Annotated in this window: 29 protein-coding genes and 1 tRNA gene; 16 read left to right on the top strand and 14 right to left on the bottom strand. The window is 62.2% G+C overall.

The features are described from left to right. Nucleotides 1-22: 22 nt before the first annotated feature. Nucleotides 23-1,891 carry an acetyl/propionyl/methylcrotonyl-CoA carboxylase subunit alpha gene (locus tag NUX07_RS08900; protein WP_265530220.1) on the top strand — a complete coding sequence of 623 codons (1,869 nt, stop codon included), beginning with the start codon at nt 23-25 and terminating at the stop codon, nt 1,889-1,891. Here the strand turns inward: NUX07_RS08900 and NUX07_RS08895 are convergent. Further along, nucleotides 1,888-2,487 carry a type VI secretion system tube protein Hcp gene (locus tag NUX07_RS08895; RefSeq protein WP_265530219.1) on the bottom strand — a complete coding sequence of 200 codons (600 nt, stop codon included), beginning with the start codon at nt 2,485-2,487 and terminating at the stop codon, nt 1,888-1,890. The genes NUX07_RS08900 and NUX07_RS08895 overlap by 4 nt on opposite strands. A gap of 153 nt (nt 2,488-2,640) precedes the next feature. Between NUX07_RS08895 and NUX07_RS08890 the strand changes: the two genes are divergently transcribed. After that, nucleotides 2,641-3,420 (top strand): SDR family oxidoreductase, encoded by a 780-nt coding sequence (locus NUX07_RS08890; protein WP_265530218.1) that lies wholly within the window; start codon nt 2,641-2,643, stop codon nt 3,418-3,420. Nucleotides 3,421-3,437: 17 nt separating this feature from the next. Beyond that, nucleotides 3,438-4,205, top strand: coding sequence for a 3'(2'),5'-bisphosphate nucleotidase CysQ (cysQ, locus tag NUX07_RS08885; protein WP_265530217.1), 768 nt, complete (start codon nt 3,438-3,440; stop codon nt 4,203-4,205). On the opposite strand, the gene NUX07_RS08880 is transcribed toward cysQ, so the two are convergent. Beyond that, nucleotides 4,202-4,477 (bottom strand): hypothetical protein, encoded by a 276-nt coding sequence (locus tag NUX07_RS08880; RefSeq protein WP_265530216.1) that lies wholly within the window; start codon nt 4,475-4,477, stop codon nt 4,202-4,204. The genes cysQ and NUX07_RS08880 overlap by 4 nt on opposite strands. 157 nt (nt 4,478-4,634) lie before the next feature. Here NUX07_RS08880 and NUX07_RS08875 point away from each other — a divergent pair, with 157 nt between their 5' ends. From NUX07_RS08875 to NUX07_RS08865, 3 genes are all read left to right on the top strand, one after another. Continuing rightward, nucleotides 4,635-5,501, top strand: a complete 867-nt coding sequence (locus NUX07_RS08875) for a MarR family winged helix-turn-helix transcriptional regulator (RefSeq protein ID WP_265530215.1) — start codon at nt 4,635-4,637, stop codon at nt 5,499-5,501. A gap of 47 nt (nt 5,502-5,548) precedes the next feature. Then, a tRNA-Val gene (locus NUX07_RS08870) sits at nt 5,549-5,624 on the top strand. A gap of 34 nt (nt 5,625-5,658) precedes the next feature. Further along, on the top strand, nt 5,659-6,171 hold the full coding sequence (locus NUX07_RS08865; protein WP_265530214.1) for a DUF421 domain-containing protein: 513 nt from the start codon (nt 5,659-5,661) through the stop codon (nt 6,169-6,171). On the opposite strand, the gene NUX07_RS08860 is transcribed toward NUX07_RS08865, so the two are convergent. Beyond that, nucleotides 6,168-6,731: a helix-turn-helix domain-containing protein gene (locus NUX07_RS08860; RefSeq protein ID WP_265530213.1), complete on the bottom strand. Its 564-nt coding sequence runs from the start codon at nt 6,729-6,731 to the stop codon at nt 6,168-6,170. The genes NUX07_RS08865 and NUX07_RS08860 overlap by 4 nt on opposite strands. Before the next feature lie 100 nt (nt 6,732-6,831). Here NUX07_RS08860 and NUX07_RS08855 point away from each other — a divergent pair, with 100 nt between their 5' ends. From NUX07_RS08855 to NUX07_RS08840, 4 genes are all read left to right on the top strand, one after another. Further along, a complete protein-coding gene (locus NUX07_RS08855; RefSeq protein ID WP_265530212.1) occupies nt 6,832-7,317 on the top strand; it encodes a DUF6456 domain-containing protein in 486 nt (161 codons plus the stop codon). 22 nt (nt 7,318-7,339) lie between these two features. After that, nucleotides 7,340-7,999 carry a glutathione S-transferase family protein gene (locus NUX07_RS08850; RefSeq protein WP_265530211.1) on the top strand — a complete coding sequence of 220 codons (660 nt, stop codon included), beginning with the start codon at nt 7,340-7,342 and terminating at the stop codon, nt 7,997-7,999. Nucleotides 8,000-8,159: 160 nt separating this feature from the next. After that, complete coding sequence (locus NUX07_RS08845; RefSeq protein ID WP_265530210.1) at nt 8,160-8,519, top strand: UrcA family protein; 360 nt, start codon at nt 8,160-8,162, stop codon at nt 8,517-8,519. A 204-nt stretch (nt 8,520-8,723) separates the two neighbouring features. After that, a complete protein-coding gene (locus tag NUX07_RS08840; protein WP_265530209.1) occupies nt 8,724-9,485 on the top strand; it encodes an AfsR/SARP family transcriptional regulator in 762 nt (253 codons plus the stop codon). Here NUX07_RS08840 and NUX07_RS08835 read toward each other — a convergent pair. The 5 genes from NUX07_RS08835 to rpsF form a co-directional block, all read right to left on the bottom strand. Continuing rightward, nucleotides 9,482-9,616: a hypothetical protein gene (locus NUX07_RS08835; RefSeq protein WP_265530208.1), complete on the bottom strand. Its 135-nt coding sequence runs from the start codon at nt 9,614-9,616 to the stop codon at nt 9,482-9,484. The two genes, NUX07_RS08840 and NUX07_RS08835, sit on opposite strands and share 4 nt — an antisense overlap. Beyond that, nucleotides 9,613-9,768, bottom strand: coding sequence for a hypothetical protein (locus tag NUX07_RS08830; protein ID WP_265530207.1), 156 nt, complete (start codon nt 9,766-9,768; stop codon nt 9,613-9,615). The genes NUX07_RS08835 and NUX07_RS08830 overlap by 4 nt, the downstream gene beginning before the upstream one ends. A 120-nt stretch (nt 9,769-9,888) precedes the next feature. Beyond that, complete coding sequence (gene rplI, locus NUX07_RS08825; protein WP_265530206.1) at nt 9,889-10,623, bottom strand: 50S ribosomal protein L9; 735 nt, start codon at nt 10,621-10,623, stop codon at nt 9,889-9,891. 12 nt (nt 10,624-10,635) lie between these two features. Then, a complete protein-coding gene (gene rpsR, locus NUX07_RS08820; protein ID WP_265530205.1) occupies nt 10,636-10,860 on the bottom strand; it encodes a 30S ribosomal protein S18 in 225 nt (74 codons plus the stop codon). Continuing rightward, complete coding sequence (gene rpsF, locus NUX07_RS08815) at nt 10,860-11,207, bottom strand: 30S ribosomal protein S6 (protein WP_265530204.1); 348 nt, start codon at nt 11,205-11,207, stop codon at nt 10,860-10,862. Before rpsF ends, rpsR begins: the two co-directional genes overlap by 1 nt. 161 nt (nt 11,208-11,368) lie before the next feature. Here rpsF and NUX07_RS08810 point away from each other — a divergent pair, with 161 nt between their 5' ends. Beyond that, nucleotides 11,369-12,511 carry an aromatic ring-hydroxylating oxygenase subunit alpha gene (locus NUX07_RS08810; protein WP_265530203.1) on the top strand — a complete coding sequence of 381 codons (1,143 nt, stop codon included), beginning with the start codon at nt 11,369-11,371 and terminating at the stop codon, nt 12,509-12,511. A gap of 62 nt (nt 12,512-12,573) precedes the next feature. On the opposite strand, the gene NUX07_RS08805 is transcribed toward NUX07_RS08810, so the two are convergent. Continuing rightward, nucleotides 12,574-13,170, bottom strand: coding sequence for an outer membrane beta-barrel protein (locus tag NUX07_RS08805; protein ID WP_265530202.1), 597 nt, complete (start codon nt 13,168-13,170; stop codon nt 12,574-12,576). A 214-nt stretch (nt 13,171-13,384) separates the two neighbouring features. Here NUX07_RS08805 and fabD point away from each other — a divergent pair, with 214 nt between their 5' ends. Both fabD and fabG read left to right on the top strand, forming a co-directional pair. After that, the gene (gene fabD, locus NUX07_RS08800; RefSeq protein WP_265530201.1) at nt 13,385-14,308 is read left to right on the top strand and encodes an ACP S-malonyltransferase; all 924 of its coding nucleotides are present in this window, start codon (nt 13,385-13,387) and stop codon (nt 14,306-14,308) included. Then, nucleotides 14,308-15,045, top strand: a complete 738-nt coding sequence (gene fabG, locus NUX07_RS08795; RefSeq protein ID WP_265530200.1) for a 3-oxoacyl-[acyl-carrier-protein] reductase — start codon at nt 14,308-14,310, stop codon at nt 15,043-15,045. Before fabD ends, fabG begins: the two co-directional genes overlap by 1 nt. Here fabG and NUX07_RS08790 read toward each other — a convergent pair. Then, on the bottom strand, nt 14,999-16,207 hold the full coding sequence (locus tag NUX07_RS08790) for a glycosyltransferase family 87 protein (RefSeq protein WP_265530199.1): 1,209 nt from the start codon (nt 16,205-16,207) through the stop codon (nt 14,999-15,001). The genes fabG and NUX07_RS08790 overlap by 47 nt on opposite strands. A 131-nt stretch (nt 16,208-16,338) precedes the next feature. Between NUX07_RS08790 and dnaK the strand changes: the two genes are divergently transcribed. From dnaK to NUX07_RS08775, 3 genes are all read left to right on the top strand, one after another. Continuing rightward, nucleotides 16,339-18,279: a molecular chaperone DnaK gene (gene dnaK / locus NUX07_RS08785; protein ID WP_265530198.1), complete on the top strand. Its 1,941-nt coding sequence runs from the start codon at nt 16,339-16,341 to the stop codon at nt 18,277-18,279. A 61-nt stretch (nt 18,280-18,340) separates the two neighbouring features. Beyond that, nucleotides 18,341-19,489: a molecular chaperone DnaJ gene (gene dnaJ / locus NUX07_RS08780; RefSeq protein ID WP_265530197.1), complete on the top strand. Its 1,149-nt coding sequence runs from the start codon at nt 18,341-18,343 to the stop codon at nt 19,487-19,489. A 44-nt stretch (nt 19,490-19,533) separates the two neighbouring features. After that, nucleotides 19,534-20,424, top strand: coding sequence for an MBL fold metallo-hydrolase (locus tag NUX07_RS08775; protein ID WP_265530196.1), 891 nt, complete (start codon nt 19,534-19,536; stop codon nt 20,422-20,424). On the opposite strand, the gene NUX07_RS08770 is transcribed toward NUX07_RS08775, so the two are convergent. The 4 genes from NUX07_RS08770 to NUX07_RS08755 all read right to left on the bottom strand — a co-directional run bounded on the left by NUX07_RS08770 (nt 20,421) and on the right by NUX07_RS08755 (nt 25,579). Further along, nucleotides 20,421-23,024: an HWE histidine kinase domain-containing protein gene (locus NUX07_RS08770; protein WP_265530195.1), complete on the bottom strand. Its 2,604-nt coding sequence runs from the start codon at nt 23,022-23,024 to the stop codon at nt 20,421-20,423. The genes NUX07_RS08775 and NUX07_RS08770 overlap by 4 nt on opposite strands. Then, nucleotides 23,021-23,425: a biliverdin-producing heme oxygenase gene (locus NUX07_RS08765; RefSeq protein ID WP_265530194.1), complete on the bottom strand. Its 405-nt coding sequence runs from the start codon at nt 23,423-23,425 to the stop codon at nt 23,021-23,023. The genes NUX07_RS08770 and NUX07_RS08765 overlap by 4 nt, the downstream gene beginning before the upstream one ends. 134 nt (nt 23,426-23,559) lie before the next feature. After that, nucleotides 23,560-24,870, bottom strand: a complete 1,311-nt coding sequence (gene purB / locus NUX07_RS08760; protein WP_265530193.1) for an adenylosuccinate lyase — start codon at nt 24,868-24,870, stop codon at nt 23,560-23,562. A 28-nt stretch (nt 24,871-24,898) separates the two neighbouring features. Continuing rightward, on the bottom strand, nt 24,899-25,579 hold the full coding sequence (locus NUX07_RS08755) for a JAB domain-containing protein (protein WP_265530192.1): 681 nt from the start codon (nt 25,577-25,579) through the stop codon (nt 24,899-24,901). Nucleotides 25,580-25,635: the final 56 nt, after the last annotated feature.

The raw sequence follows: 25,635 nt of genomic DNA, 5'->3' as shown, positions 1-25,635 counted from the left end.
CCTGCCCGATAAGCGATGGCCCATGTTTGCAAAACTCCTGATCGCCAATCGCGGCGAGATTGCGTGCCGGGTCATGCGCACTGCGCAGGCCATGGGGATCGAATGCGTCGCCGTCTATTCGGAGGCTGATGCGAAAGCGCTGCACGTGCGCATGGCGGACGAGGCCGTATGCATCGGACCGGCGCCGTCGGCCGAGAGCTATCTTTGCGGTGACAAGATCATCGCGGCGGCCAAGGAAACGGGCGCCGAGGCGATCCACCCTGGCTACGGCTTCCTGTCCGAGAATGCGGACTTCGCGCAGGCGGTTATCGATGCGGGACTGGTGTGGGTCGGTCCCAAGCCCGAGAGCATCCGCGCCATGGGCCTCAAGGACGCGGCCAAGAAACTGATGGCCCATGCCAGCGTGCCGGTGACGCCGGGCTATATGGGCGATGACCAGAGCGCCGAAACGCTGAAAGCCGAGGCCGACAAGATCGGCTATCCGGTGCTGATAAAGGCGGTCGCTGGCGGCGGCGGCAAGGGGATGCGCAAGGTCGATGATCCCGCCAAGTTCGAGGATGCGCTGGAAAGCTGCCGGCGCGAGGCCAAGGCCAGCTTTGGCAACGATGTCGTGATCCTCGAAAAATGGATCGAGAGCCCGCGCCATATCGAGGTGCAGTTGTTCGGCGACAGCCATGGCACGGTGGTGCACCTGTTCGAGCGCGACTGCTCGCTCCAGCGCCGCCACCAGAAGGTGATCGAAGAGGCCCCAGCGCCCGGCATGAGCGAAGAGACGCGCGCCGAGGTTTGCGCCGCCGCGGTGCGCGCGGGCGAGGCGGTGGATTACGAGGGCGCGGGCACGGTGGAATTCATCGCCGATGCCTCCGACGGCCTACGCGCCGACCGCATCTACTTCATGGAAATGAACACGCGCCTGCAGGTCGAACATCCGGTGACCGAGGAGATTACGGGCGTCGACCTGGTTGAATGGCAGCTGCGCGCCGCAGCAGGCGAGGAAGTGCCGCTGCAACAAGACGAGCTCAGCATCAATGGGCACGCGATCGAGGCACGGCTCTATGCCGAGGATCCGGCGACGGGGTTTTTGCCCTCGACCGGGCGGCTCGAGCATTTCGACCTTGGCGACTATGGGCGGATCGAGACGGGCGTGGAAGAGGGCGACCAAGTCAGTCCGCATTACGACCCGATGATTGCCAAGCTGGTCGCCCACGGCGAAACGCGCGATGACGCGATCGAAGGCTTGGCGCAGATCCTGGAAAATCTCGAGGTCTGGCCCGTACGGACCAACGCGGCGTTCCTGTCGCGCGCCGTCACGCATCCACAGTTCGTGGACGCCGATCTCGACACGGGCTTCATCGCCGAACATGAAGACAGTCTCATTCCCCAAGCTGCGCCCGACGAAACGGTTTGGAACGCAGCGGCGATGGTCGCCTTGGCCGAGGACGAGCCCGATCCTTTAGCCGGGTTCCGGTTGAACAGTGATGTCGCAGCACAAGTTGCACTGGGGCACAAAGGCGAGCGCAAAGTGATCGACCTTGCCGATGGTGCTGTGTTCGCCGCCGCATCGGGGTTTCGCGATAGCGAGCGCGTGGTGGTCTTCCATGGCGGGGAGGCCACCGAATTTTCGCGCGGCGTGCGCGGATCGGGCGGCGCAGCCGCGGGCGACGGCGCCATTCTCGCGCCAATGCCCGGAAAGGTCATCGATGTAGACGTTTCCGAAGGTCAAAAGGTTGCGGAAGGACAAAAGTTGCTGACGCTAGAAGCGATGAAAATGGAGCATTCGCTCACCGCGCCCTTCGATGGCGTGATCGCAGAACTAGCCGCCGCGCCCGGCCAGCAGGTCCAGGTCGAAGCGCTGCTGGCACGGGTCGAGAAGGCAGCCGAAGACGCCTAATTCTCGTTGATCTTGCTGCCTTTGATTACGGGATCGCGCTTGGCATAGCTGAAGGCGATCTTGTTGTAATAGAAGGCCACTTCCTCGGTCGGGCGGTCATCGGCGTCGCCGCTGGTCGCCATCGTCTTGGCGCAGCCTTCTACCCGCGCATCGGTCAGCAGCCATTCGCCATCGTCTGATCGGATGCGCACGGCGTCATGTATCTGGCCCGGCTTGCAATCGGAAAAGCGACCGGCAACCACCATTAGCGGTGTGCCCTTGGCGAGCGGACGGTGCATTTCGACTTTGGCCTTGCCGCTGTTGGATGCCTGGCTCAGCTGCGGGCTGGCGCGGTCTACTTGTCGGCTTGGCGCTCTCAGCCTGGGTTTGGCGTCTTGCGCGGCGCCGGGTCGCAGTCCTTCGAACCAGAATTCGCCGTCGGGCGATGCGGTGGGGAAGCTTACCGATTCAATCACGATCCAGTCCTCATGACCGGCATCGGTGGCTTCGCCCTCGATATCGCCGATCTTGAGAAAGACGGGGCCGGCAGCGGCGGCGCTCGTTAAGAAGCAGGCCGCGACTGCGCCGAGCAGTGCGTGTGCGTATGGATATGGCATGGCGGCTCTCCTTGGTAGCCGCCGCGCATCATACACCCTCCGGCCCGAGTCGGTCGAATCGCGGATCGCCCCCTACGATTTCTGCGCGGCTTGGCATTCCCTGCCGTCCCGCCTAAGTCGGGGGCGATTTCTCAAAGTAAAAAGGATGGACGGATGGACGTTAATGGCATGGCCGCAGTCGTGACCGGCGGCGCCTCGGGGCTTGGCGAAGCGACCGCGCGCAAACTCGCGTCGCAAGGCGCAAAGGTCGCGATCTTCGACCGCAATGCGGATGCAGGCGCGAAGGTCGCAGATGAGGTTGGCGGCGTGTTCTGCGAAGTCGACGTGACCAGCGATGACAGCGTAAAGGCCGGGTTCGCGAAAGCCCGTGAGGCGCACGGGCAGGAACGCATCCTTGTCAATTGCGCGGGCGTCGCCAACGCCGCCAAGACGGTCGGCACGAACAAGGAAACGGGTGAACGACTGCTCTACCCGATGATCCAGTTCGAACTGGCCATCAACATCAACCTCATCGGTTCGTTCCGCTGCATCGCGCATTCGGCGCAGGGCATGGTCGGGCTCGAGCCGCTCGAAGACGGCGAACGCGGCTGCATCATCAACACCGCAAGCGTCGCGGCGCAGGATGGGCAGATCGGGCAGGCAGCCTATTCGGCATCCAAAGGCGGCGTGCTGGCGATGGCGCTGCCGATCGCGCGCGACCTCATGAATGACGGCGTACGCGTCAACACGATCCTGCCGGGCGTCTTCAAGACGCCGATGGTCGCGATGATGCCCGAAAAAGTGCAGGACGCGCTGGGCGCGCAGGTACCGTTTCCCAAGCGCCTGGGTAAGGCCGAGGAATATGCCGATCTCGCCGCCTTCATCTGCGCGACGCCCTATCTCAATGCGGAGAGCATCCGCCTCGACGGCGGCATCCGCATGGCGCCGCGTTGATCGCCGACGAAAAATTGATGGATCAGCTGGGGGAGGCGGCGCGCGAAGCGGGCGCCGTCATCCTCGAGGTGGTGCGCAAGGGCTTCACCGCCGAAAAGAAAACCGACGCCTCGCCCGTGACCGATGCCGACCACGCGTCGGAAGCAGTACTGCTCGATGCGCTGCGACGGTTTGCACCCGACGTGCCGGTGGTCGCCGAAGAGCAGGTCGAGGCGGGAAATATCCCGGCGCACGACGACACCTTCTTCCTCGTCGACGCGCTCGATGGGACCAAGGCCTTTGTCGAGGGGCGCCCCGACTACACCGTTAACATCGGACTGATCGAGGGCGGCGTCCCAACGCTTGGCGTCATCTTCGCGCCGGCAACGGGCAAGCTGCATTTGGGGTACGCAGACGGCGGTGCTTTGGTCGAGATCGAAGGCGAGCGCCGTGCGATCGCGACCCGCGAGCGTGGGCGCCCGCTGGTGGCCCTGACCTCGCGTTCGCACTTCACGCAAGGGGCGATCGATTATCTTGAACGCGCCTTTCCCGGCGAGCCGGTCGAACGCGAGGAATATGGGTCGAGCCTGAAGTTCACCATCCTTGCCGAAGGGCGGGCCGATATCTATCCGCGCGTCGGCCCGACCAGCGAGTGGGACACCGCTGCGGGTCATGCCATATTGCTGGCGGCGGGCGGGCAATGCGACGGCATGGACGGCACGCCGCTGCAGTATGGCAAGAAGGCCTATCTCAATCCCGGCTTTTGCGCGACGGGCGGTTGGCAGGCCCCCGCGATCGAAGCCTAATCGATCCGGTTGCCGCGCCATGTGGCGAGGCCCGCTTGCGTCACCGGTCGGCAATTCTCGCCGATCCCCAACGGGCGAGCGCATCGAATACGTGTAATCTCTTTCTTGGCTGCCGCGATGTCCCGGCGCAGCGCGTTGGCTTCTTGGCTATCAGCAGCGCATACCCGCAGCGCGCTCGCAAGCTCGTCACAACGATCAAGCGCCGCTTCAAGCTCGCTGAGCCACTTTGTGCGGGCGACGGCACGGTGCGTGGTGGGGGCAGGGTCGTCCATGGCGCGTGCGTATGCGCGGAGCCGTAAGCGGGCGGCTACTTAAATGTCCGTTTCGGTGACGAGAGTGGTTGTGTTCGCTCCGTTACGGACTAATCATGGCGCTGCTCGGACAACGGCAGCGCGCGGCGTTGAGCGCCTGCCCACCCGTGGAGAAGTGATGGCCGGGCCCGATTATTCGCGTGAGCACGACGTAAGAATCCTCTTGATCAGCGACGAAGACAGGAAGGGCCGCGAGGCCTATATCTTCTTGAAGGGTGAGGGAGTCGCTGTCTCCAAGCCACAGCGGATCGAAACGGCAATGCTCGACAAGCCGGGCGACTCGGTGTGGATCGAACTGTCACACGATGATGCCAAGATCGAAACTTGGCTGTCGGGGTTGCAAAACGCGCTTTCGGGCGTCCCGGCGACGATCGTCGTTCCTTATGCGATGTTAGACATGATTACAGCGCGGCTCGATGGCGCCGAAGTTGAAATCCTGGTGGACCCTGAAATCGATGAAAAGATAACCGCGCTGGCGTTGATGAAGGCGCGTTGCAGGGCGTTGCTCTCGGGCGCGCGCGAGGCCAATGAGGCAGGGGTGGGTGCCGATCTGGAGCGGCTGTCGCAGGAAGTGGCGTGGATCGCGTCATCGCTGGCGATCCTCACGCAGCGAAGCGGACCGTCGGTGAGATCGGACACCCGCGAAGCGCCCGGGCCCGTCGATGCCGATCAGGTCCGCCGTGAGATCCAGGCGCGTCGCCGGCGCTACGACCATTTCGATCATACCTTATTCTCCGATCCGGCTTGGGACATGTTGCTCGAACTGACCGAGGCCGATTTGAAGCGGCAAGAAGTGCCGGTGAGTGCGCTTTGCATGGCCGCCAACGTGCCGCCGACGACTGCCCTGCGCTGGATCCGAACGATGTGCGAGCGCGACATCTTCCGCAGGCGGCCCGATGCGCAAGACGGGCGACGCGTCTTCATTGAGCTGGAGCCCGATGCGCGCGCTGCCATGCACTGCTATTTCGCCTCCGCGCAGGCTTGAGGCTTGCGCGAGCCCCGCGATTGCGGCTAGGGAGCCGCTCGCAATACGGGCGGTTAGCTCAGTTGGTAGAGCATCTCGTTTACACCGAGAGGGTCGGCGGTTCGAGCCCGTCACCGCCCACCATGGCACCATGCGCACGCCGATCCGTTAAGGCTGCATGTGGTTAGCTGATCCCCAGAACATCCTTCGAGTGCTAGGCCCCGGGCTTGTTGCCTACGGGCTGCTCATCTTGTTCTTGCGCCTTGGCGGCAAACGTAGCCTGGCCAAGCTCAACGCCTTCGATTTCGTCGTAACGATCGCGATCGGCTCGATCCTTGCCAACGTGTTGACCGGGACGAGCCTCGCGCTCAGTCAGGCGCTGTTAGCAATGGGTTTGCTGATCATGCTGCAGACGGTGGTCAGTTGGTTGTCGTTTCGCTCGGATGCGTTTCAGGACCTCATTCGCGCCTGTCCGCGTATCCTGCTCAAGGACGGAGTCATCGATGAACAGGCCCTCAAGGAGGAGCGCGTAACACGCGGTGATCTCATGCAAGTGTTACGCGACGGCGGGTTCGGACGACTGGACGAGGTAGCTGCCGTGGTACTGGAAGCAAACGGCACGCTTAACACGATAGGCAAGCGCGAGGGTCGCGATGCGCTCGAAACACTGGAAGACGTCAAAGGCGCCTAAAGCTTGCGCACCAGCGTTTCCGCGACAGCAGCCCATTCCGGGTCCTTGACCACGCTTTGCCGCTGGCCAGCGCCCAGGGGCAGGATCAAAAGTTGCCCATCGCCCTGGTCGATCAGGCGGCCGAACAGGAAGCGCCCCGCGGGCCGGGGCACGAGAACGTCCCTGTTCAAGGCTTTGCCGTAATCCGCAGGCTCGATCTTGCGGCACCAGATTTCATCGCCGGCACGATAATCACCGATCCCGGTGGAGACGCTGATGGCGACCTGGTCGGATGACGCGGTAGGGGGCACGACGATGCCCGCGCGGCGCGGAGCCTTGACGCCGTTGGCACCGAGCACGGCAGCGATGCCAACATCCTCGCGATCTTCACTTTCCACCAGTGCGCTCGCTTCGACACCCAGGGCAGCCGCGATGCGGTTGATCCAGTCAACCGACAAGGTGCGCATTCCGGTCTCTAGTCGACCGATCGTCTGCGGCGTCGTGGGCGGGTCGCATGCCTTGGCGACATCGTCGAGCGTCATGCGCTTGGCTTTGCGGACTTCACGAATACGGCTAATCATTGAAGCCTCCTGTGAACCAAATCGGTTTTTTCTTCTGTCCTACAGTTAGCCGCGCATGGCAAGCCCTTTCTGCGAATCGAAGATCAGGCAGGAGAACAACATGACGGCACGCGCGAACCGGTGGCTGGAAGACGTGGCATTGCAGGGCGAGGTGGCTGGCGGTCGCCGCGACGCCAGCAAACGCAGCGTGACCGTGAACCGTCTCGAAAGCCCGCTCGGCTGGCTGCGCGCGCGCGGTCATGTGACTGAGCGGCAATATAGCGCCGGGGAAAAATTGCGCTGCGACTGGGAACGCGCCCAGCTCGGCAGCCGGATCACCATGCGCTGGGATGCAATGCCCGCTAGTCGCGATCGCTCGCGCAGTAGCGCTCCTGATCTTGGGGCTGGCGCGCTCGATGCCAAGCGGCGCTTTGAGGAGGCGCTGATCGAGGCAGGCCCCGGACTGGGGGACATATTGTGGCGCATCGCGTGCGCGGGCGAGGGCATGCGCGATGCGGAAACCGCGCTCGGATGGCCCGCGCGCTCGGGCAAGCTGGTCCTGACCCTAGCGCTCGATCGGGTTGCGGATTACTACCGGATCAAATGATCGGATCGAGGGAGCAGAAGCGATGATTGTCTATGGGTCAAGCATGAGCCCGTTCGTGCGCAAGGTCATCGCGGTGCTCACGGTCAAGCAGATCGACTTCAAGCTGAAAACCGTCGGCTTCCAGGACCCCGATCCCGATTTTCGTGCCGCGAGCCCGCTGGGCAAGATGCCGGCGATTGACGATGACGGCTTCAAGCTCGCCGATAGCAGCGCAATCTGTCACTATATCGAGGCTGCGCATCCCGATCCCGTGCTGATTCCGGGCGACGCAAAGGAGCGCGGGCGCGTAATCTGGTGGGACAAATATGCTGACACGGTGTTGATGCCGACTGGCGGCAAGATGTTCTTCAATCGCGTCGTCGCCCCGATTTTCATGAAGAAGCCCGGTAATGACGAAATGGCGGACAAGGCCGAAGCCGAAGAACTGCCCGTCATCCTCGACTATCTCGAAGGCGAGGTCCCCGATGCAGGGGCGTTCCTGGTCGGGGACACGCTCAGCCTCGCCGACATTTCGCTCGCCAGCCCCTTTGCCAATCTCAGTCATGCCGGCGTCACGATCGATGCGAAACGCTTTCCCAGAGTGAAGGCATGGACCGAATCGATGCTGGCGCATCCCTGCCTCGCCGGATCGGTAGCGCGTGAACGCGCCTTCTTCGAAAAGATCGGCGCGCCCCGCAGCTAGGTTATCGCCGCGCATTGGTTCGCCTTGCCCAATCAATCGACCAATGGCGGTCGCTTCGATGGTTCTTTGACGGTAATCGAACGCTTGGACCCATGGTCACGCGCTACCTCTTCTTGCATCCGGTCCTCCCCATTGGCCGGTCCGCAGAATGGAGAGAGCAATGATGAAAACGTTTCTGATCGCCGCCGCCACCGCAACGCTGGCTACCCCCGCTTTTGCCGAACCGGTCACCGTTTTTGGCTCGTCCGATGCGCCCCAGGCACGCGTGGTTTATGGCGACCTCAACCTGTCCGATGAAGCCGGCCTGGACACGCTCAAGCAGCGCATTCGCGGCGCCGCCAAGAATATGTGTCTGGTGCACTACCAGGCGACGCTGTCCGAGCGCGCAGCGCGCCAGCAATGCTATTCGACCGCGCGCGCCGATGGCTATGCGCAAGCCGATGCATTGCACGATCGCGCCGCCCAAGGTTTTGCGTATGCCGTGGATGCCGCGTTCGTGGTTGCCGCCAGCAACCGCTAGCGACCTGATCCAATAAGCGTGGGCGCAGGGGACCGTCAGGCTCCTTGTGCCCATCGCGCGCCCAGCGAAAAGCCATTCACCGCGAAAAGTTGACCGATTGCCGGAAGCTGGCGTCCGTTCATCGAAGTCCCCCTAGCCGCACGCCTGGCGACGCCTACGGTTGTAGTCAGGTGCTCGCGTCACGGCACGAAAAGGAGGGGAGTGATGGCTTCCGCGCCGGAAAATGCAGCGGATAGTTGCCGTTGGGAGCTGGGACTGACCGGCTGTTTTTCGATCACCGACATCCAGACCGGGCGCGACGTCACGCCGCAAAGCCGCAAGGCTTGTGCATTGCTGGCCTATCTGGCTGCACGGCAGGGGCAGAACGTGCCGCGCGACCGCCTCGCGGCGCTGTTGTGGCAGGACAGCGACGAAGCGCATGCCCGTGCCAGCTTGCGCCAGGCGCTGTGCGATGTGCGTAGCGCGACGGGGTGCGATGCCTCGCCCATCATTGCCGATCGCCATCATGCGCGGCTCGATGACGAGGCGGTGCGCATCTCGGGGTTGTGCGTCAGCGACTATGACGAAGGCGAGAGTGAACCGCTCGAGGATCTTGGCGGAATTTCAGAAAATTTCGATGACTGGCTGGCGCAGGAACGCGTCCGGCTGACAGAGGCGATGGTCGAAGGAGCCGCCGCGCATGTGCGCCAGCGGCTGGAATTCGGGCATGGCCCGCAGCTCATGCCGCTTATCCGCAAGCTGCAGCGGATCGATCCGCTCAACGAGGATTTCCTGCAATATGCGATGGTGGCCGAATATCAGTGCGGCCATGCCGCCGCGATCCGCAAACGGTATCGCGAGTTCGCTTCCAGAATACGCGAAGAACTGGGCGTTTCGCCGACCTTCGAAACCACCAAACTGGAATCAGAATTGATCGGGGCGCTTACGCGCGCCGTGCCGCCGCCTGCTAAGCCCTGGGCGGCCTAGACAGGCTTTCCGGGCGTGGGGCCGTCCTTGGGTTCGACGGGTGCAAGCGCCGTCATGCGATCATCGCGGCGCAGTGCGGGCGCCAGTTCGTTGGCGACCTGTTTGCGTTCCAGGGGCTTACGCTTCCTCACTTGCGGCGCGCTTCTTTCTTGAGCTCTTTCTTGAGACCCTGGTGCGGCTTGCCCTGACCTTCTTCCTGGTATTCGACGGGGTCGAACGTATCGACTTCCATCGCTTCGAGGCGCTCCATGACTTCGGGTTTGTCGTCCTTGTGCTTGCTCATCTTAAATCTCCTTATTCAGGGACTTAACGGGCAAAGCGGGGGCTGCGTTCCGCAAAGAAAAAGGCCGCCCGCTGGAGAGCGGACGGCCTGTTTTCAATCTGCGATGAAGCTAAGGTAGGCTTACTCTTCTTCGCCCGACTTCTTGGCGTCGTCGGCAGCTTCCGCTTCGGGCGCTTCCTCGGCGACGGCTTCTTCGCCGGTTTCGTCACCAGCGTCGGCGCCGGCTTCAACGACTTCGACGGGCTCGACCGCCGGGCCTTCGGCAGGCTCGACTTCGCCGTCTTCGTTGATGACCTGGCCGGGCTCGAGCGTCGGTGCTGCGTCTTCGGCGGCTTCCTTGATCGCTTCTTCTTCATCTTCCAGCATCTGCTGGATAATGTCGACGCCCTGCGCCTGCAGTTCGGCTTCTTCGGGCGAACGAGCCACATTGGCCTTCACCACGATCGTGACCTCGGGGTGCAGCACGATATTCACGTCGTGCATGCCGATGGTCTTGATCGGGCGGACCAGCTGGACCTGGCTGCGCTCGATGTCGAAGCCTTCTTCCTTCATGCTGGCGACCATGTCGCGGGTCGAAACCGAACCATAAAGCTGGCCGGTGTTCGAAGCCTGGCGAATGAGGACCAGCGTGGTGCCGTCCATCTTCTTGCCTTCGGCTTCGGCGCCCGAGCGCTTTTCGGCATTTTCCGCCTCGAGCTTTTCGCGGTTGGCTTCGAAAATGGCCTTGTTCGCGGCATTGGCGCGAAGGGCCTTCTTGTTGGGCAGCAGGAAGTTACGGGCATAGCCGTTCTTCACGGTGACGACGTCACCGATGGTGCCAAGCTTCTCGACGCGTTCAAGCAGGATCACATCCATGTCGAGTTCTCCTTACTTAACGATGTACGGCAGCAGGCCGATGTGGCGCGCGCGCTTGATCGCCTTGGCGAGTTCGCGCTGCTTCTTGGCCGACACTGCGGTGATGCGGGACGGGACGATCTTGCCGCGCTCGGAAATGAATCCCTGGAGCAGGCGGACGTCCTTGTAATCGATGACGGGCGCGTCGTTACCCGAGAACGGGCAGGACTTGCGGCGGCGGAAAAACGGACGGGCCATTAGTTACGCTCCTTCTTTCCGCGCTTTTCCTTGCGCATCATGGCCGAGGGGCCTTCTTCGTGCTCGTCGACCTTGATGGTCATGTAGCGCACGATGTCTTCGTTGACGCGGGTGAGGCGTTCCAGCTCTGCGATCGCCGCGGGCGGCGTGTCGAGGCGGAGCATCACGTAATGCGCCTTGCGGTTCTTCTGGATCTTGTAGGCCATCGACTTGAGGCCCCAGTTTTCGGTATCGACCACCTTACCGCCATTGTCGGCAATAATCTTGGTCGCTTCCTCGGTCATCGTGTCGACCTGCGCTTGCGCAAGGTCCTGACGCGCGAGGAAGATGTGCTCATAGAGCGCCATGCTTCTTCTCTCATTTTGGCCGATCGCTGACGCCGCACCATGCAAGCGCCCCTCCGGCTGTCGTCTCGTCATTCAATGCAACATGACGGGCGGAATCGCTTCCGTCCGGTGTTGCGAGGCGCCCATTGCCGGATTTGTCGCCCTATGGCAAGCCCTTGGGCATGGCGACGCGACTTCATGAAGAGCCTGATCCGCAGGCGGGACAGAGCCTTCCGGGTTGGGTCTATCATGACGCCGACTTCTTCGAAGCCGAGAAGACGGCCTTCCTGAGAGCCGCGCCGCAAGTGGTATGCCACGCCAGCGAGATCGCGAACGCGGGGGACTGGCGCAAGCTCGATTATCTGGACGAAAGCATCATCGTGATGCGCGGCGACGACGGGGCGGTGCGCGCCTTTCACAATATCTGCCGCCATCGCGGATCGCGGCTGGTCGACGAAAATGGCGGTTGTGCGCGATTGCTAACCTGCCCCTATCACGGCTGGAGCTACGGGCGTGACGGTGCGCTCAAGGGCGTGCCGAGCCGCGATGACTATGAAGGGCTTGACCAGGGCAAACTCGGGCTAAAGCCGGTGGATGTGGAAGAGTGGCAGGGCTTCTTCTTCGTGACGCTGGGAAAGGGCGCGCCCAGCGTGGCCGAGATGATGGCACCTTATGCCCATGAGATCGCGCCCTATCGCTTCAAAGAGCTGAAGCCCATCGGGCGACTGACGCTGAGGCCGCGCCGGCTCAACTGGAAGACGATCGCCGACAATTATTCGGACGGCTTGCATATCCCGGTAGGCCATCCCGGCCTCACGCGCTTGTTCGGCAAGAGCTATGCGATCGAGGCGGGCGCGCATGTCGACAAGATGGAGGGCGACCTGCGCGATACACCGTCGGCAAACCGGTCCGAGCGCGCCTACCAGCACCTGCTGCCCGATACGCCGCATTTGCCCCAAAGCCATCGCCGCAAATGGCTCTATTTCAAGCTATTTCCCAATGTCGCTTTTGACATCTACCCCGACCAGGTCGACTTCATGCAGTTCCTGCCGGTAAGCGCGACCAAAACGGTGATCCGCGAGATCAGCTATGCGCTGCCCGATGACCGGCGCGAAATGCGCGCGGCGCGTTATCTCAACTGGCGGATCAACCGGCAGGTCAATGCAGAGGACACGGTGCTGATCGAGCGCGTGCAGGCCGGCATGGAAAGCGACGCTTACGAGCCCGGTCCATTAGGGACGAGCGAAGTATGCTTGCGCAGTTTCGCTTCGAAGTTGCGGAAGTATTTGCCGCAGGCCGTGTTCGCCCGGCCGCCTGCCCCGTGAAATGAAAAAGGGGCCGGACGCGCTTGGCGCCCGACCCCTCTCTTCCGGGTCTGGGGGGAGACCTAGAACTTGATGCCAACACCCGCGGTCAGGCGCAGCGTGTCAAATTCGATCGTGTCGGCGCCGAGGCGCAGGAACGCCGCTTCGCCAAGACCGATGTCCGCACCGGCGCCCACGAGGAAGCCGCTGTCATTGTCGTCATTGCCGACACCGTCGATCACGCCAGCGATAAAGGCATCGCGATCGGCGCCGGACAGGTTGAGGTCGTCGGCGACGTCTTCGGCGATCGAACCGATGTCATATTCGATCCACTGGTAACCGCCGCGCACGTAGAGGCGCGTGTTTTCACCGACCTTGGTGCCGAAAATGCCGCTAACGCCATATTCGCTGTCGATGGCATCGGTGCCAAAGCGGAAGTCGCCTTCAGCGCCGGCAAACAGCTGCTCACCGACGGGGAAGGTCACGCCGGCAAAGCCTCCATAGGTCATGCCATCAATGTCGCTTTCGGCGTTGATGCCGATATCGTTGAAATCGATGGTTTCGATCTGGTGGTAGCCAACGGTCGCGCCGGCGTGGAAATCCGCTTGGCTGTCCTGCGCCATCGCGGGCGTGGCGAATGCAGTGGTGGCCGCGGCAGCGGCGAACAGAAACTTCTTCATTACTAAACTCCAATTCCTTTTTTCGGGGTGGTTTCGACCCCTGTGCTTTCCCCGTTGGACGCGCCATCTGGGGCGCGTCGCATCGATTGCAAGGGGGCGGGTGAGCCTTTTCTGACCGGGGCGTTATGCGCGGTTCAGGAAAAGCGACGAGACGCTCTTGCCAGTGCGCGCTTTGCTTCCTAGTCGAAGCCCAAACACAGGGAGGTTCGCATCGATGCGTGCATTTATTTTTCCGGGGCAGGGTAGCCAGAAAGTCGGCATGGGCGTGGAGTTGGCGGATGCCAGCGGCGCCGCGCGCGACGTCTTCGGCGAGGTCGATGAGGCGCTGGGCCAGCATCTTGCCAAGCTGATGGCCGAGGGGCCGGCGGACGAGTTGACGATGACGGCGAATGCACAGCCCGCCATCATGGCGCATTCGATCGCGGTATTGCGCACGCTGGGGATCGACCTTGATGGCAAGGCGGATTTCGTCGCGGGGCACAGTCTTGGCGAATATTCCGCGCTGTGCGCGGCAGGGACGTTCGGGTTGGCAGAAACGGCCAAGCTGCTGCGCATTCGCGGCGATGCCATGCAGGCCGCCGTGCCTGTCGGGGTCGGCGCGATGGCGGCGCTGCTTGGCGTCGATATCGCCAAGGCCGAAGAGATCGCAGCCGCCTGCGCCGAGGGCGAGGTGTGCGAAGTCGCCAATGACAATGACCCGGGTCAGGTGGTGGTGTCGGGCCATGCGAGCGCTATCGACCGCGTCGTCGAACGCGCCAAGGACATGGGCGCCAAGCGCGCGATCAAGCTGCCAGTATCGGCGCCCTTCCATTGTTCGCTGATGCAACCCGCCGCCGACCGCATGGCCGAAGCGCTAGGCGGGGCGAGCATGAGTGCTCCGAGCGTGCCGCTGGTCGCCAACGTGACCGCGTCGGCAGGCGCTGACGTCGATGCGATCCGCGACCAACTGGTCCGCCAGGTTACCGGCCGCGTGCGCTGGCGCGAGAGCGTCGCGTGGATGGCCGATCACGGCGTCACCCAGTTCGTCGAAGTCGGCGGCAAGGTGCTCGGCCCCATGGTGAAAAAGATTGCGCCCGATGCGGAGACGGTCAGTCTCGTGTCGATGGATGATATCGAAGCATTTGCGAAGGAAATCTGATGTTTTCACTCGAAGGTAAAACCGCGCTCGTCACGGGTGCATCGGGGGGGCTGGGCTCGGAGATTTCGAAGGCGCTTGCGGCGCAGGGCGCGCGTCTCGCGCTGTCGGGGTCGAACGAGGAGAAACTGAAGGCCTTTGCGGCCGAGCTTGGCGGCGATCATGTGACGCTAGTAGCCGACCTGTCTAACGCCGAGAGCGTCGACGGGCTCGTGCCGGCTGCGGTCGAGGCGCTCGGCAAGCTCGACATCCTCGTCAACAATGCGGGCATCACGCGCGACAACCTCGCGATGCGCATGAAGGACGAAGAGTGGGAGCAGGTCATCAAGGTGAACCTCGAAGCCGCGTTCCGGCTGATGCGCGCGGCGGTAAAGCCGATGATGCGCGCACGCGGCGGACGGATCATCAATATCAGCTCGGTCGTAGGCGAAACGGGCAATCCGGGGCAGATGAATTATGTCGCAGCCAAGGCCGGCCTCGTCGGCATGGGCAAGGCGCTGGCGCAGGAAGTCGCGAGCCGCGGGATCACCGTCAACGCGGTGGCGCCGGGCTTCATGGAAAGCGCCATGACCGACGCGCTCGACGACAAGCAGCGCGACACGATCCTGGCGCGTATCCCGATGGGCAAAATGGGCACCGGCGGCGATATAGGCGCTGCGGTGGCCTATCTCGCCAGTGACGAAGCCAGCTACATCACGGGGCAGACGCTCCATGTGAATGGCGGGATGGCGATGCCTTAAGGCGCCTGATCGCGACCCATAACGTCAGCATCAGTGATATCGGGCCGAGCGGGATCAGCGCGGCAAGCGCTACGACGCGCGCGAAGAACGGCGCGGCCCAGCTCCACGCGATGAGCGTGCGATCCCACGGCAGGTAGCCGTGCGCTTCGGCATCGCGCCACAGGAAGAAGGTCGCGACCAGCAGCAGGACGAGATCGTAGTCGAGCAGGTATGGCGTGGCGAGCAAGGCCGCTGTCGCAGCGGCAGCCTTGGTGAGATCGGGGCGGTTCTTGGTCGCAAGCCACAAGGTCGTGCCAATGGCGATGAGCGTCACCACGGCCTGCGCAGCATAAGCGAGCGGTACGCTGCCGCCCCACATCCGCACCCAGGCGAAGGCGCTCATGATCTTGAAGAAGCCGGTGCGGCCTTCTTCGAGGATGACCGTCCGGGTGAGATCGAGGCTGTCGATGAACGCCTGCCAGACCGGCCAGCCCCAGATCATCAGCGTGATTGCAATTAGGCCGAGGCTGGAGATCGCGGCACCCGCAATGGTGCGCCATGCCTTCATCACAAGCAGCAACAGCGGCAGGAGCAGCGCGAAGTGCGGCTTGTACACGAGCGCGCCGATCAGCAGGCCCGCTACCCACGGCCGTTTCTCAAGCAAGAGCATGGCGCCGCCGAACAGCGCTGCGGTGAGGAAGCCGTTATGGCCATGACCGATGCAGATGAAGATGACCGGCGCACCAATGACCCAAAGCCACCAGTCCTTCCGGTCGATGGCGGCGCGCGCGAGCAGGGCAAATGCGCCGAGCGTTACGGCCTGCCAGACGATCAATGCCGCCCAGTAAGGCAACAGCGCCAGCGGCGCGGCGATGAGCAGGAAGGGCGGGGGATAGTGCCAGCCGTAAAGATCGACACTGGTCGATCCGTGAAGCGCTTGCTGCACGAGGCCATGCGCGGTCCAGTTCCACACATCGGGGGCATTGCCCGCCCACACCATCTGACCGGCGGCATAGACTTGGCTGAAATCGGCGCCGACGGGGCGGCCAAAGCGGTCGATCGTGCCGTCGGCGGTGCCCCACAAAAGCGCCAGCCAAAGCACGCCCAGCGCCAGCATGATCGTAGCGATCCGCCGCGTTCGCTCGACCTCGAGCCAATTACCCGAACGTAACGATCTCAGCATTGCGGCTGATTTCCAAGAGTTTTGGCTGAACCTTGTTGTTGAAAAATGCGCACCTATATCGCTCCCCAGAGACAAACAATGCACGTTCCCAAGGGACGGCTCAACAGGGCTCGAGAGAGGGATAATATTTTATGAGCAAGGTTATCGGTATCGACCTTGGCACGACCAACAGCTGTGTCGCTGTCATGGAAGGCGGCAAGCCCAAGGTCATTGAAAATTCCGAAGGCGGTCGCACGACGCCGTCGATCGTGGCTTTCACCAAGGATGGTGAGCGCCTCGTCGGTCAGCCGGCCAAGCGCCAGGCAGTCACCAACCCCGACAATACCGTCTTCGCTGTGAAGCGCCTGATTGGCCGCCGCTTCGATGATCCCGTGACCAAGAAGGACACCGAGCTGGTGCCCTACGAAATCGTCAAGGGGCCCAACGGCGATGCTTGGGTGAAGGCCGGCGACAAGGAATATAGCCCGTCGCAGATCAGCGCCTTTATCCTGCAGAAAATGAAGGAAACCGCCGAAGCCTATCTGGGCGAAACGGTTACGCAGGCCGTGATCACCGTCCCGGCCTACTTCAACGATGCTCAGCGCCAGGCGACCAAGGATGCCGGCAAGATCGCCGGCCTTGAAGTGCTGCGCATTATCAACGAGCCGACCGCAGCAGCGCTCGGCTATGGGATCGACAAGGAAGAAGGCAACAAGACGATTGCCGTTTATGACCTTGGCGGCGGCACCTTCGATATCTCCATCCTCGAACTGGGCGATGGCGTATTCGAGGTGAAGTCGACCAACGGCGACACTTTCCTTGGTGGTGAAGACTTCGACGTCGCAATCGTCGAATATCTCGCCGATGCCTTCGAGAAGAAGGAAAATATCGACCTTCGCAAGGATCGCCTCGCGCTCCAGCGCCTCAAGGAAGCGGCTGAAAAGGCCAAGATCGAGCTGTCGTCGACGCAGACGACCGAGGTCAACCAGCCCTTCATCACCGCGCGCATGGAGGGTGGCTCGTCCACCCCGCTCCACCTCGTGGAGACGATCAGCCGCGCCGATCTCGAAAAGCTGGTGGGCGATCTCATCAAGCGCACGCTCGACCCGTGCAAGAAGGCGATCAAGGACGCCGGCATCGATGCCAAGGATATCGATGAAGTCGTCCTCGTCGGCGGCATGACGCGCATGCCCAAGGTGCGCGAGACGGTCGAGGAATTCTTCGGCCAGAAGCCGCACACCGGCGTGAACCCCGACGAAGTCGTCGCGCTCGGCGCGGCGATCCAGGCAGGCGTACTGCAGGGCGACGTCAAGGACGTGCTCCTGCTCGACGTAACGCCGCTGTCGCTGGGTATCGAGACGCTGGGCGGCGTCTTTACCCGCATGATCGATCGCAACACGACGATCCCGACCAAGAAGTCGCAGACTTTTTCGACCGCCGAGGACAATCAGAACGCGGTGACGATCCGCGTCTTCCAGGGCGAGCGCGAAATGGCGTCGGACAACAAGATGCTCGGTCAGTTCGACCTTGTCGGCATCCCGGCCGCGCCGCGCGGCGTGCCGCAGATCGAAGTCACTTTCGACATCGACGCCAACGGCATCGTCAACGTGTCGGCCAAGGACAAGGGTACAGGCAAGGAACAGCAGATCCGCATCCAGGCCTCTGGCGGTCTTTCGGACGACGATATCGAGAACATGGTCAAGGAAGCCGAACAGTTCGCCGACGAGGACAAGAAGCGCAAGGAAGGCGCCGAGGCGAAGAACAACGCCGAAAGCGCGGTCCACTCGATCGAAAAGCAGCTCGAGGAGCATGGCGACAAGCTGTCCGATAGTGACAAGAGCGAGATCGAAACGGCGCTTCAGGAAACCAAGGACGCCATCGAAGGTGGTGATCCGGAGACCATGAAGACCATGACCGATGCGCTGGCGCAGGCCAGCATGAAGCTCGGTCAGGCCATCTACGAAAGCCAGCAGGCCGAAGCCGCGAGCGACGCGGGTGACGCCGATGCCGGCGATGGCAAGCCTGAGGAAGAAGAAGTTGTCGACGCGGAATTTTCCGAGGTCGACGACGACGAAAACGAAAAGGCTAGCTAAGCATGACGGCGCCGATTGCTTTTGAGTGGTCGGCGCCGCTTTGCGACCGGGGCGGGTTCAAGTGACGACTACCGATTATTATGAAACGCTGGGCGTGGAGCGCAATGCAGACGCCGCCACGATTAAACGCGCCTACCGCAAGCTGGCGATGGAATATCACCCTGACCGCAAGGGCGGGTGCAAGAATTCCGAAGCCAAATTCAAGGCCGTCAACGAGGCGTATGACTGCCTGAAGGACGACCAGAAGCGCGCAGCCTATGACCGCTTCGGCCATGAGGCATTCACCAATGGTGGCGCCGGCGGCGGGCAGGGTCCGTTCGGTGGCGGCAGCCAGGACTTTTCCGATATCTTCTCGTCGATCTTCGGCGATTTCATGGATCAGCAGCGCGCTGGCGGCGGGCGCGGCCGCGCCGCCAATGTCGGGCGCGGCTCCGATCTTCGCTACGATCTCGACTTGACCCTGGAAGAAGCGTTCGCCGGCGCTGAAAAGACCATCACGATCGATGCGCTGGCGCCATGCGAGCCGTGCGGCGGTAACGGATCTCGAGGATCCTCCCGGCCCGAAGTCTGCCACGCTTGCGGCGGCGCAGGACGAGTGCGCGCGCAACAGGGCTTTTTCGTGGTGGAGCGCGGCTGCGCGGTGTGCATGGGTTCGGGCCAGACGATCGCGGACCCTTGCCCCAAGTGCGACGGCGAAGGACGTTCGCTCAAGAAGCGCAAGCTGACCGTTACCGTGCCCAAGGGCGTTGACGAGGGCACCCGCATTCGCGTTGCCGGTGAGGGTGAGGCCGGGGTGCGCGGGTCGCCAGCGGGCGACCTTTATCTGTTCGTGCACATGAAACGGCATCCGATCTTCGCACGCGAAGGCACCACGCTGGTTGCCGATTGCCCGGTCAGCTTTACCACTGCCGCCTTGGGCGGCGAGATCGAGGTTCCAGGCGTGGACGGCGAGAAAATCGCCTTCAAGATCCCCGCCGGCACGCAGTCGGGCGAAGCGCTGCGCAAGCGCGGCGCGGGCATGAGCGTGCTGCAAGGCAAGGGCCGCGGCGACATGGTCGCGCGCATCATCGTCGAAACACCCACCAAGATGAACAAGAAGCAGAAGGAATTGCTGGCCAAGTTCCGCGAGACGGAGACGGGCGACGAATGCCCGCAGAGCCAGGGCTTCTTCACGCGGATCAAGACCCTGTTCGAGGGGAACAACGAGTAGAGCCGCCTCGTTACGCCTCCAACACCAACCGGGGAGGCCTTTCCATGATCCGTCATCTTCTTGCCGCGACCGCTCTTGTCACTTTCGCCGTTCCGACCGCGGCCAATCAGGATCGTTTTGCCAACGTCGAAATCGAAACGCAGGAGATCGCACCCGGCGTCGCCGTGCTGTTCGGTGCCGGGGGCAATATCGGGGTCAGTCATGGCGAAGATGGCACCATCCTGGTCGACGACCAGTTTGCGCCGCTTACCGACAAGATCGTCGCCGCTGCCATGGCGCTCGACGACAAGCCGATCCGCTTCGTCTTCAACACGCATTATCACGGCGACCACACCGGCGGTAACGAAAATCTGGGTGACCGCGGCACGCTGATCATGGCGCATGACAATGTGCGCGCGCGCCTTGCTGCGGCGCTGGAAGAAGGCGACAGCGACGGCGGCCTGCCCGTTATCACCTTTTCCGATGGCGTGACCTTCCACTGGAACGGCGACGAGATCCACGTCATGCACGTGCATCATGCGCATACCGACGGCGACAGCATCGTTCACTGGCGCGGCGCCAACGTGTTTCACATGGGCGATACGTTTTTCAACAAGGTGACGTGGCCCTACATCGACCTTGGTGCCGGCGGCTCGATCGAAGGCGTCATCGCTACGGCCAAGCGTGTGCTCGACCATAGCGATGCCGATACCAGGATCATTCCCGGTCACGGCCCGCTCGCCACGAAGGCGGACCTGCAGGCCTATCATGACATGCTGATCGCCATCCGCGATGGCGTGAAAGCCGGTATCGACGCCGGGAAAAGTCTAGAGCAGGTGCAAGCGCGCGGGCTGACGGAACGCTACGATACGCAGGAGGGCTTCATTACCGGCGCGAAGTTCGTCGAAGCGGTGTACAAGAGTCTGACGGGCGAGACCGAATACTCGCCGCGCTAGGCCTTGCTATTTCCTTCCTTCCAGGCGCTCAAACGGCGCGAGACCGTGGCGATCGTGTAAGGCTTTTGCAGGACGAGACGGCTGGCATGCTGTTTGGGCAACTTTGCCTGCTCGCCATACCCCGTTGCGAAAACAAACGGGATATCCTTCGCCAGCAGGATGTCGGCAATGCTGAAGCTGTCGCGGTCACCAAGATTGATGTCCAGCACTGCGAAATCTGGCTTCACTTCGTCGATTGCCGCCAGCGCGTTTTCGACCGTCGCTTCGGTGACGACTTCGCTTGCGCCCAACCGCACCAGGATATCCTCGGCATCGAGCGCGATGATGAGGCTGTCTTCGACCAGCAGCACGCGCTCGCCCTTGAGCAGCGACGAGTTGATTTCGACCTTGTTGACCGGCACGCCGTCGGCTGCAGTCGAGGGCGAGGGCGGAGCCTGGCTTTCCATCGGCTTTGGCCCGTTGTGAAGATGGCGGGCCGGGATCGTAAAGACGGCTTTCAGGCCATCCGGGGCAAAATTGGTCTCGGCTGTCCCGCCCAGGTCATAGGGCACGCTATGTTCGATGATGGTAGAGCCGAAGCCCTTGCGCATCGGTTTCTGGACAGCGGGACCGCCATGTTCTTCCCATTCGATCGTGAGCGTGCCTTCATTGTCGCGCGACCAGTTGATCGTGACTTCACCGTTGGCCGACAGGCTGCCATATTTGGCGGAGTTGGTGACCAGTTCGTGCATCACTAGCGCCATCGTCGAATAGGCTTGCGGATTGAGCAACACCGTCTTGCCCTTGAGATGGACGCGGTCTGCCTGTTCGACGAGAAACGCTGCGACCTCGGCCTCGATGAGTTGCTGGAACGGCGCGGGGCCCCAGTGATCATCGGTAATCTGATTGTGCGCCCGCGCCAGTGCGTGGACGCGCCCGTCGACCAGCTTCACGAACTCCTCGATCGGCATGTCGGCCTTGGGCTTCGACTGACGGATAAGACCGCGGATCAATGACAGGATATTGCGAACCCGGTGGTTGAGCTCGGCGATCAGCAGTTCCTGCCGATCGGCCGCGGCTTTCTGTTCCAGCGTCGCTTCGTCCGCAAGGCGCAGCACGACTTCGAGCAGGGTCGAGCGGATATGCTGCGCGGCGCGCAATTCGCTTTCGTTGAAAGGACGCGAACGGCCCTGCACGAGCTCTTTCCACTCGTCGAAGCTTTGGCGCGGATGCAGCCGGATGCCGTTGGGACCATAGCTCGCAGGCTTTTGCGGATTACCTGCCCAGCGCACGGACTTCACCCGTTCTTCGCGAAACAGCACGACATAATCGCGCGGGGTGCGGCTGATCGGGATCGACAACATCCCGGCGGCGGTCCCGGCATGCTCCTCGGCTGCAGGCAGCAAATCGCTGATGCGATCGGTTGCGTATACCTTGCCGCCCTGATTGGCGTTGAGCGCGCGCACGAGGCGGGAGAATTGCTCGGTACTTGGGGTCTGTCCGGCGAACGCATAGCTCCCGTTGATCCAGATGCCGACCCCGTCACACGCGATCGCGCGGCCGATCACATCGGAAAGCCAAGCGGGGTCGCGCAGCAGGCTATCGTTCGACGCGACCGCTCCAAGCAATTGATCGGACACCTTGCGCGCAAGGCGTTCATATTCGACCAGTTCCTTACGTTCACGGGTTTCGACCTGCATCGAAAACATCTGCGCGAACAATTCGGCAACCGACCGGCGCTCGAAGCTGGGGCTACGAGGGCTGTAGTGGTGACAAGCAATCAATCCCCACAGCTCGCCCTCGACGATAATCGAAATCGACATCGAAGCTTGCACGCCCATGTTGCGCAAATATTCGATATGAATCGGGGAAACCGAGCGCAGAACCGAAAGCGAGAGATCGAGGGGTTCACCCTCCGCATTCTTTGCGGGATGGATGGGTACAGGTTCAGCATCGATATCGGTGATCACGCGAAGCAGGCTGCGCTTGTACAGTTCGCGCGCCTGTTTGGGGATATCCGTGGCGGGATAGTGCAATCCGAGGAAGGTACCGATGCCCCCCTTGGCAGCCTCGCCGATCACCTCTCCCGAACCATCTTCATCGAAGCGGTAAACCATGACCCGGTCAAAGCCGGTCAGCGCTCGAACCTGGCGCGCGCCTTCGCGGAAGAACGCCTCCATATCGTCAGCTAGGTCGAGACGATTGATCATCGAACGCACGGTGCCGGTGGCATCGCTATGCTCGCGAGTTTCCGTCTCCTGCCCCTCAATGATAATCACCCCATCGACCATATGGATGGCGACATCGAAGCGGCGTTCGTCGTGGTGCGACAGCTCGATACCAAAGGCACGCTCGAGCGCGTCGTCACCGCGCAGCAGGGCAAGGCGGTTGCGCAACGTGTGGATCGCTTCGCTCGTCAACAAATCCGATGCCGGTGTGCCGATCAAATCGTCGCACGAGACCGGGAAAAATTCGCTGATATTCTTGGAGCAGCGCATGACCATCCAGTCGGTCGACAGCGCAAGGAGAAAGCCGATCGGCTGGATCGCGCCGAGCAGATGGATGGGTTCGCGATCACAGTTGGTAAGATCGACTTCCCCAAAACTTTCCGCCTTGTTCATACGCTAACTTTCCTCGGCAATTCGTCGGCGGCACGTTCGAATACTCCGAACGTGTCGATTGCAGCACGTTGCGCCTGCGCCCCTTCCAAAGTCGTCGGCAACACTCGTTCGATGAATGTAACGAAGTTCTTCCAACCAAGTCCACCCGAAGCATCCAAGAAAGCGGTCGGAAAGCGGGAGTCCACGCTCCGCCGGATAAGCTTGGCACCGAGGCGCGACCCCTCCAGCACGTAAGCGCCGCCAATGACGGCAGCCGCGCTGTCGAAGGAAGGCGCCGGCTGGAGCGACGGCAATGGCACCCCGAGCGCCCTTAGATCCGCGATCAACGCATCGCTCCGGCAATGGTCTTGCCAATCGGGAATGACGTCGTTGGCGCCCGCTTTGCTCAGCGCCTGTTCCACGGGGACAAAGGCGGCCGCATGTGCTTGCAGGAAGCGCACATAATGGTCGCGGCGTGACAGGTCATACGAAGAGAAAATCGCATCGAGCCTATCGTGGGCGTCGCGCGTCGCCAGTTTGAGGGCCGTGTGGGCGCTCACCCGAAAACCCGGTCGAAAATGTCGTCGATGCGCTTCATGTGATAATCGAGATCGAAACTTTCCTCGAGCTTTTCAGGAGCGATCTTGGCGGTGACTTCGGGATCGGCCTTGAGCAGGTCGAGAAGCTGCTTTTCGCCATCCGATTCCCACACCTGCATCGCATTGCGCTGGACGATGGCATAGGCGTCTTCGCGGCTGAGACCGGCCTGGGTGAGCGCCAGCAACACCCGCTGCGAATGGATCAGCCCGCCCATGCGGTCCATGTTCTTCTGCATGCGTTCGGGGTAAACGAGCAGCTTGTCCATGACGCCGGTCAGACGCGCGAGCGCGAAATCGAGCGTGATCGTGGCATCGGGGCCGATGAAGCGTTCGACCGAAGAGTGCGAGATATCGCGTTCGTGCCAAAGCGCCACGTTTTCCATCGCCGGAACGACCGCAGAGCGCACCATGCGGGCAAGACCAGTGAGGTTCTCGGTCAGGATCGGATTGCGCTTGTGCGGCATCGCCGACGAGCCTTTCTGGCCCTTCGAGAAAAACTCTTCGGCTTCGAGGACTTCGGTGCGCTGAAGATGACGTACTTCGACCGCGAGACGTTCGATCGACGATGCGATGACACCCAACACGGCAAAGAACATCGCATGACGGTCGCGCGGAATGACCTGCGTGGAGGTCGGTTCGGGCGACAGTCCCATCTGCTTGGCGACATAGGCTTCGACGCGCGGATCGATATTGGCGAAGGTGCCGACAGCGCCCGAGATCGCAGCAGTGGCGATTTCGCTGCGGGCAGCCTTGAGGCGCGCCAGGTTCCGGTCGAACTCGGCATAAGCCTGCGCCATCTTGAGGCCGAAGGTGACGGGTTCGGCATGGATGCCGTGGCTGCGACCGATCGTGGCAGTATATTTATGCTCCTCGGCGCGGCGCTTGAGCACGTCGAGCAGCTTCTCAAGGTCGGCGATCAGAATATCGCTCGCCTGCGTCATCTGCACCGCCAGGCTGGTATCGAGCACGTCCGAGCTCGTCATACCCTGATGGAGCCAACGGCGTTCGTCGCCGAGCTTGTCGCCCGCCCAGGTGAGGAAAGCGATCACGTCATGCTTGGTGACCTTTTCGATCTCGTCGATCGCAGCCACGTCGATGGGATCGATCGCATCCAGCTTGGCACCGATCTTGTCGGCGTCCTCTTTCGGGATCATGCCGATTTCGCCCATGGCGACGGCGGCATGGACTTCGATCTGCCACCAGATGCGGAAGCGGTTTTCGGCTTCCCAGATGGCGCTCATTTCGGGGCGGGCATAGCGGGTGATCATGGGCCAGCCGACTAGCCGCGTTTGCCGTCTACAACAAGCCCTCGGCGCGCAGGCTCTTCTGCCCCTTGCTGCCGCCGACGATATGGTCGTGCAGGCTGATTTTCATGTGGCGCGCCGCTTCGGCAAGGTCGCGCGTGATCCGGATGTCGGCAGGGCTGGGGGTCGGATCGCCAGAGGGGTGATTGTGGACGAGGATGATCGCGGCCGCGCCGTGCGATAAGGCGCGTGCGATGATCTCCCGCACATGGACCGCGCTCTCGTCGATGCTGCCGGTCCACATTTCCTCGTTGGCGAGAAGGTGGTTCTTGGCGTCGAGAAACAGGACGCGCACCGCCTCGGTCTTGCGCGGCGCCATGGTCGCCCGAAGATAGTCGGTCAGCGCATCGTAATTATTGAGCAGCGGGAGATCCTCGATCCGCGTTTCGAGTAAACGCCTTGCCGTCAGCCGCGCGATATTGAGCGCGCCGATCTGAGCATCGGAAACCCCGTCTCGACGCAGGGTTTCCGGGTCGACCGCCAATAGCCTGCCGAAACCGCAATATTGCTTCAGTAATTTCTTGGCGATCGGTTTGGTGTCGCGCCGACGCAAATGCAGCCTAAGCAAATATTCGATGAGTTCATGATCGAGCAGCGATTCATCGGCGGCATAAATCCGCTCGCGCAGACGCGACCGATGACCTTCGAGGTCGCGCTTATCGGAATCCGCCATACTTCCCCCGGGAACATGGGGTGGGCCGAGCGATTTGGTGCATAGCGGAGTGATGC

The organism is Sphingomicrobium marinum (assembly GCF_026157105.1).
GTDB classification, from domain to species: Bacteria; Pseudomonadota; Alphaproteobacteria; order Sphingomonadales; family Sphingomonadaceae; genus Sphingomicrobium; species Sphingomicrobium marinum.
The sequence above is the reverse complement of the archived record's forward strand: the minus strand, read 5'-3'. Positions and strand labels throughout refer to the sequence as shown.

What these genes read in the sequence shown, in the direction of transcription:
- NUX07_RS08840 (WP_265530209.1), top strand. Translation starts at nt 8,724, where the DNA reads ATGGCTTCCGCGCCGGAAAATGCAGCGGATAGTTGCCGTTGGGAGCTG.
- NUX07_RS08790 (WP_265530199.1), bottom strand. Translation starts at nt 16,207, where the DNA reads ATGCTGAGATCGTTACGTTCGGGTAATTGGCTCGAGGTCGAGCGAACG.
- cysQ (WP_265530217.1), top strand. Translation starts at nt 3,438, where the DNA reads ATGGATCAGCTGGGGGAGGCGGCGCGCGAAGCGGGCGCCGTCATCCTC.
- NUX07_RS08865 (WP_265530214.1), top strand. Translation starts at nt 5,659, where the DNA reads ATGTGGTTAGCTGATCCCCAGAACATCCTTCGAGTGCTAGGCCCCGGG.
- NUX07_RS08830 (WP_265530207.1), bottom strand. Translation starts at nt 9,768, where the DNA reads ATGAGCAAGCACAAGGACGACAAACCCGAAGTCATGGAGCGCCTCGAA.
- NUX07_RS08805 (WP_265530202.1), bottom strand. Translation starts at nt 13,170, where the DNA reads ATGAAGAAGTTTCTGTTCGCCGCTGCCGCGGCCACCACTGCATTCGCC.
- purB (WP_265530193.1), bottom strand. Translation starts at nt 24,870, where the DNA reads ATGATCACCCGCTATGCCCGCCCCGAAATGAGCGCCATCTGGGAAGCC.
- fabG (WP_265530200.1), top strand. Translation starts at nt 14,308, where the DNA reads ATGTTTTCACTCGAAGGTAAAACCGCGCTCGTCACGGGTGCATCGGGG.
- rplI (WP_265530206.1), bottom strand. Translation starts at nt 10,623, where the DNA reads ATGGATGTGATCCTGCTTGAACGCGTCGAGAAGCTTGGCACCATCGGT.
- NUX07_RS08855 (WP_265530212.1), top strand. Translation starts at nt 6,832, where the DNA reads ATGACGGCACGCGCGAACCGGTGGCTGGAAGACGTGGCATTGCAGGGC.
- NUX07_RS08890 (WP_265530218.1), top strand. Translation starts at nt 2,641, where the DNA reads ATGGACGTTAATGGCATGGCCGCAGTCGTGACCGGCGGCGCCTCGGGG.
- rpsR (WP_265530205.1), bottom strand. Translation starts at nt 10,860, where the DNA reads ATGGCCCGTCCGTTTTTCCGCCGCCGCAAGTCCTGCCCGTTCTCGGGT.
- dnaK (WP_265530198.1), top strand. Translation starts at nt 16,339, where the DNA reads ATGAGCAAGGTTATCGGTATCGACCTTGGCACGACCAACAGCTGTGTC.
- fabD (WP_265530201.1), top strand. Translation starts at nt 13,385, where the DNA reads ATGCGTGCATTTATTTTTCCGGGGCAGGGTAGCCAGAAAGTCGGCATG.
- NUX07_RS08770 (WP_265530195.1), bottom strand. Translation starts at nt 23,024, where the DNA reads ATGAACAAGGCGGAAAGTTTTGGGGAAGTCGATCTTACCAACTGTGAT.
- NUX07_RS08775 (WP_265530196.1), top strand. Translation starts at nt 19,534, where the DNA reads ATGATCCGTCATCTTCTTGCCGCGACCGCTCTTGTCACTTTCGCCGTT.
- NUX07_RS08845 (WP_265530210.1), top strand. Translation starts at nt 8,160, where the DNA reads ATGATGAAAACGTTTCTGATCGCCGCCGCCACCGCAACGCTGGCTACC.
- NUX07_RS08895 (WP_265530219.1), bottom strand. Translation starts at nt 2,487, where the DNA reads ATGCCATATCCATACGCACACGCACTGCTCGGCGCAGTCGCGGCCTGC.
- NUX07_RS08880 (WP_265530216.1), bottom strand. Translation starts at nt 4,477, where the DNA reads ATGGACGACCCTGCCCCCACCACGCACCGTGCCGTCGCCCGCACAAAG.
- NUX07_RS08755 (WP_265530192.1), bottom strand. Translation starts at nt 25,579, where the DNA reads ATGGCGGATTCCGATAAGCGCGACCTCGAAGGTCATCGGTCGCGTCTG.
- NUX07_RS08860 (WP_265530213.1), bottom strand. Translation starts at nt 6,731, where the DNA reads ATGATTAGCCGTATTCGTGAAGTCCGCAAAGCCAAGCGCATGACGCTC.
- rpsF (WP_265530204.1), bottom strand. Translation starts at nt 11,207, where the DNA reads ATGGCGCTCTATGAGCACATCTTCCTCGCGCGTCAGGACCTTGCGCAA.
- NUX07_RS08810 (WP_265530203.1), top strand. Translation starts at nt 11,369, where the DNA reads ATGGCGACGCGACTTCATGAAGAGCCTGATCCGCAGGCGGGACAGAGC.
- NUX07_RS08900 (WP_265530220.1), top strand. Translation starts at nt 23, where the DNA reads ATGTTTGCAAAACTCCTGATCGCCAATCGCGGCGAGATTGCGTGCCGG.
- NUX07_RS08875 (WP_265530215.1), top strand. Translation starts at nt 4,635, where the DNA reads ATGGCCGGGCCCGATTATTCGCGTGAGCACGACGTAAGAATCCTCTTG.
- NUX07_RS08850 (WP_265530211.1), top strand. Translation starts at nt 7,340, where the DNA reads ATGATTGTCTATGGGTCAAGCATGAGCCCGTTCGTGCGCAAGGTCATC.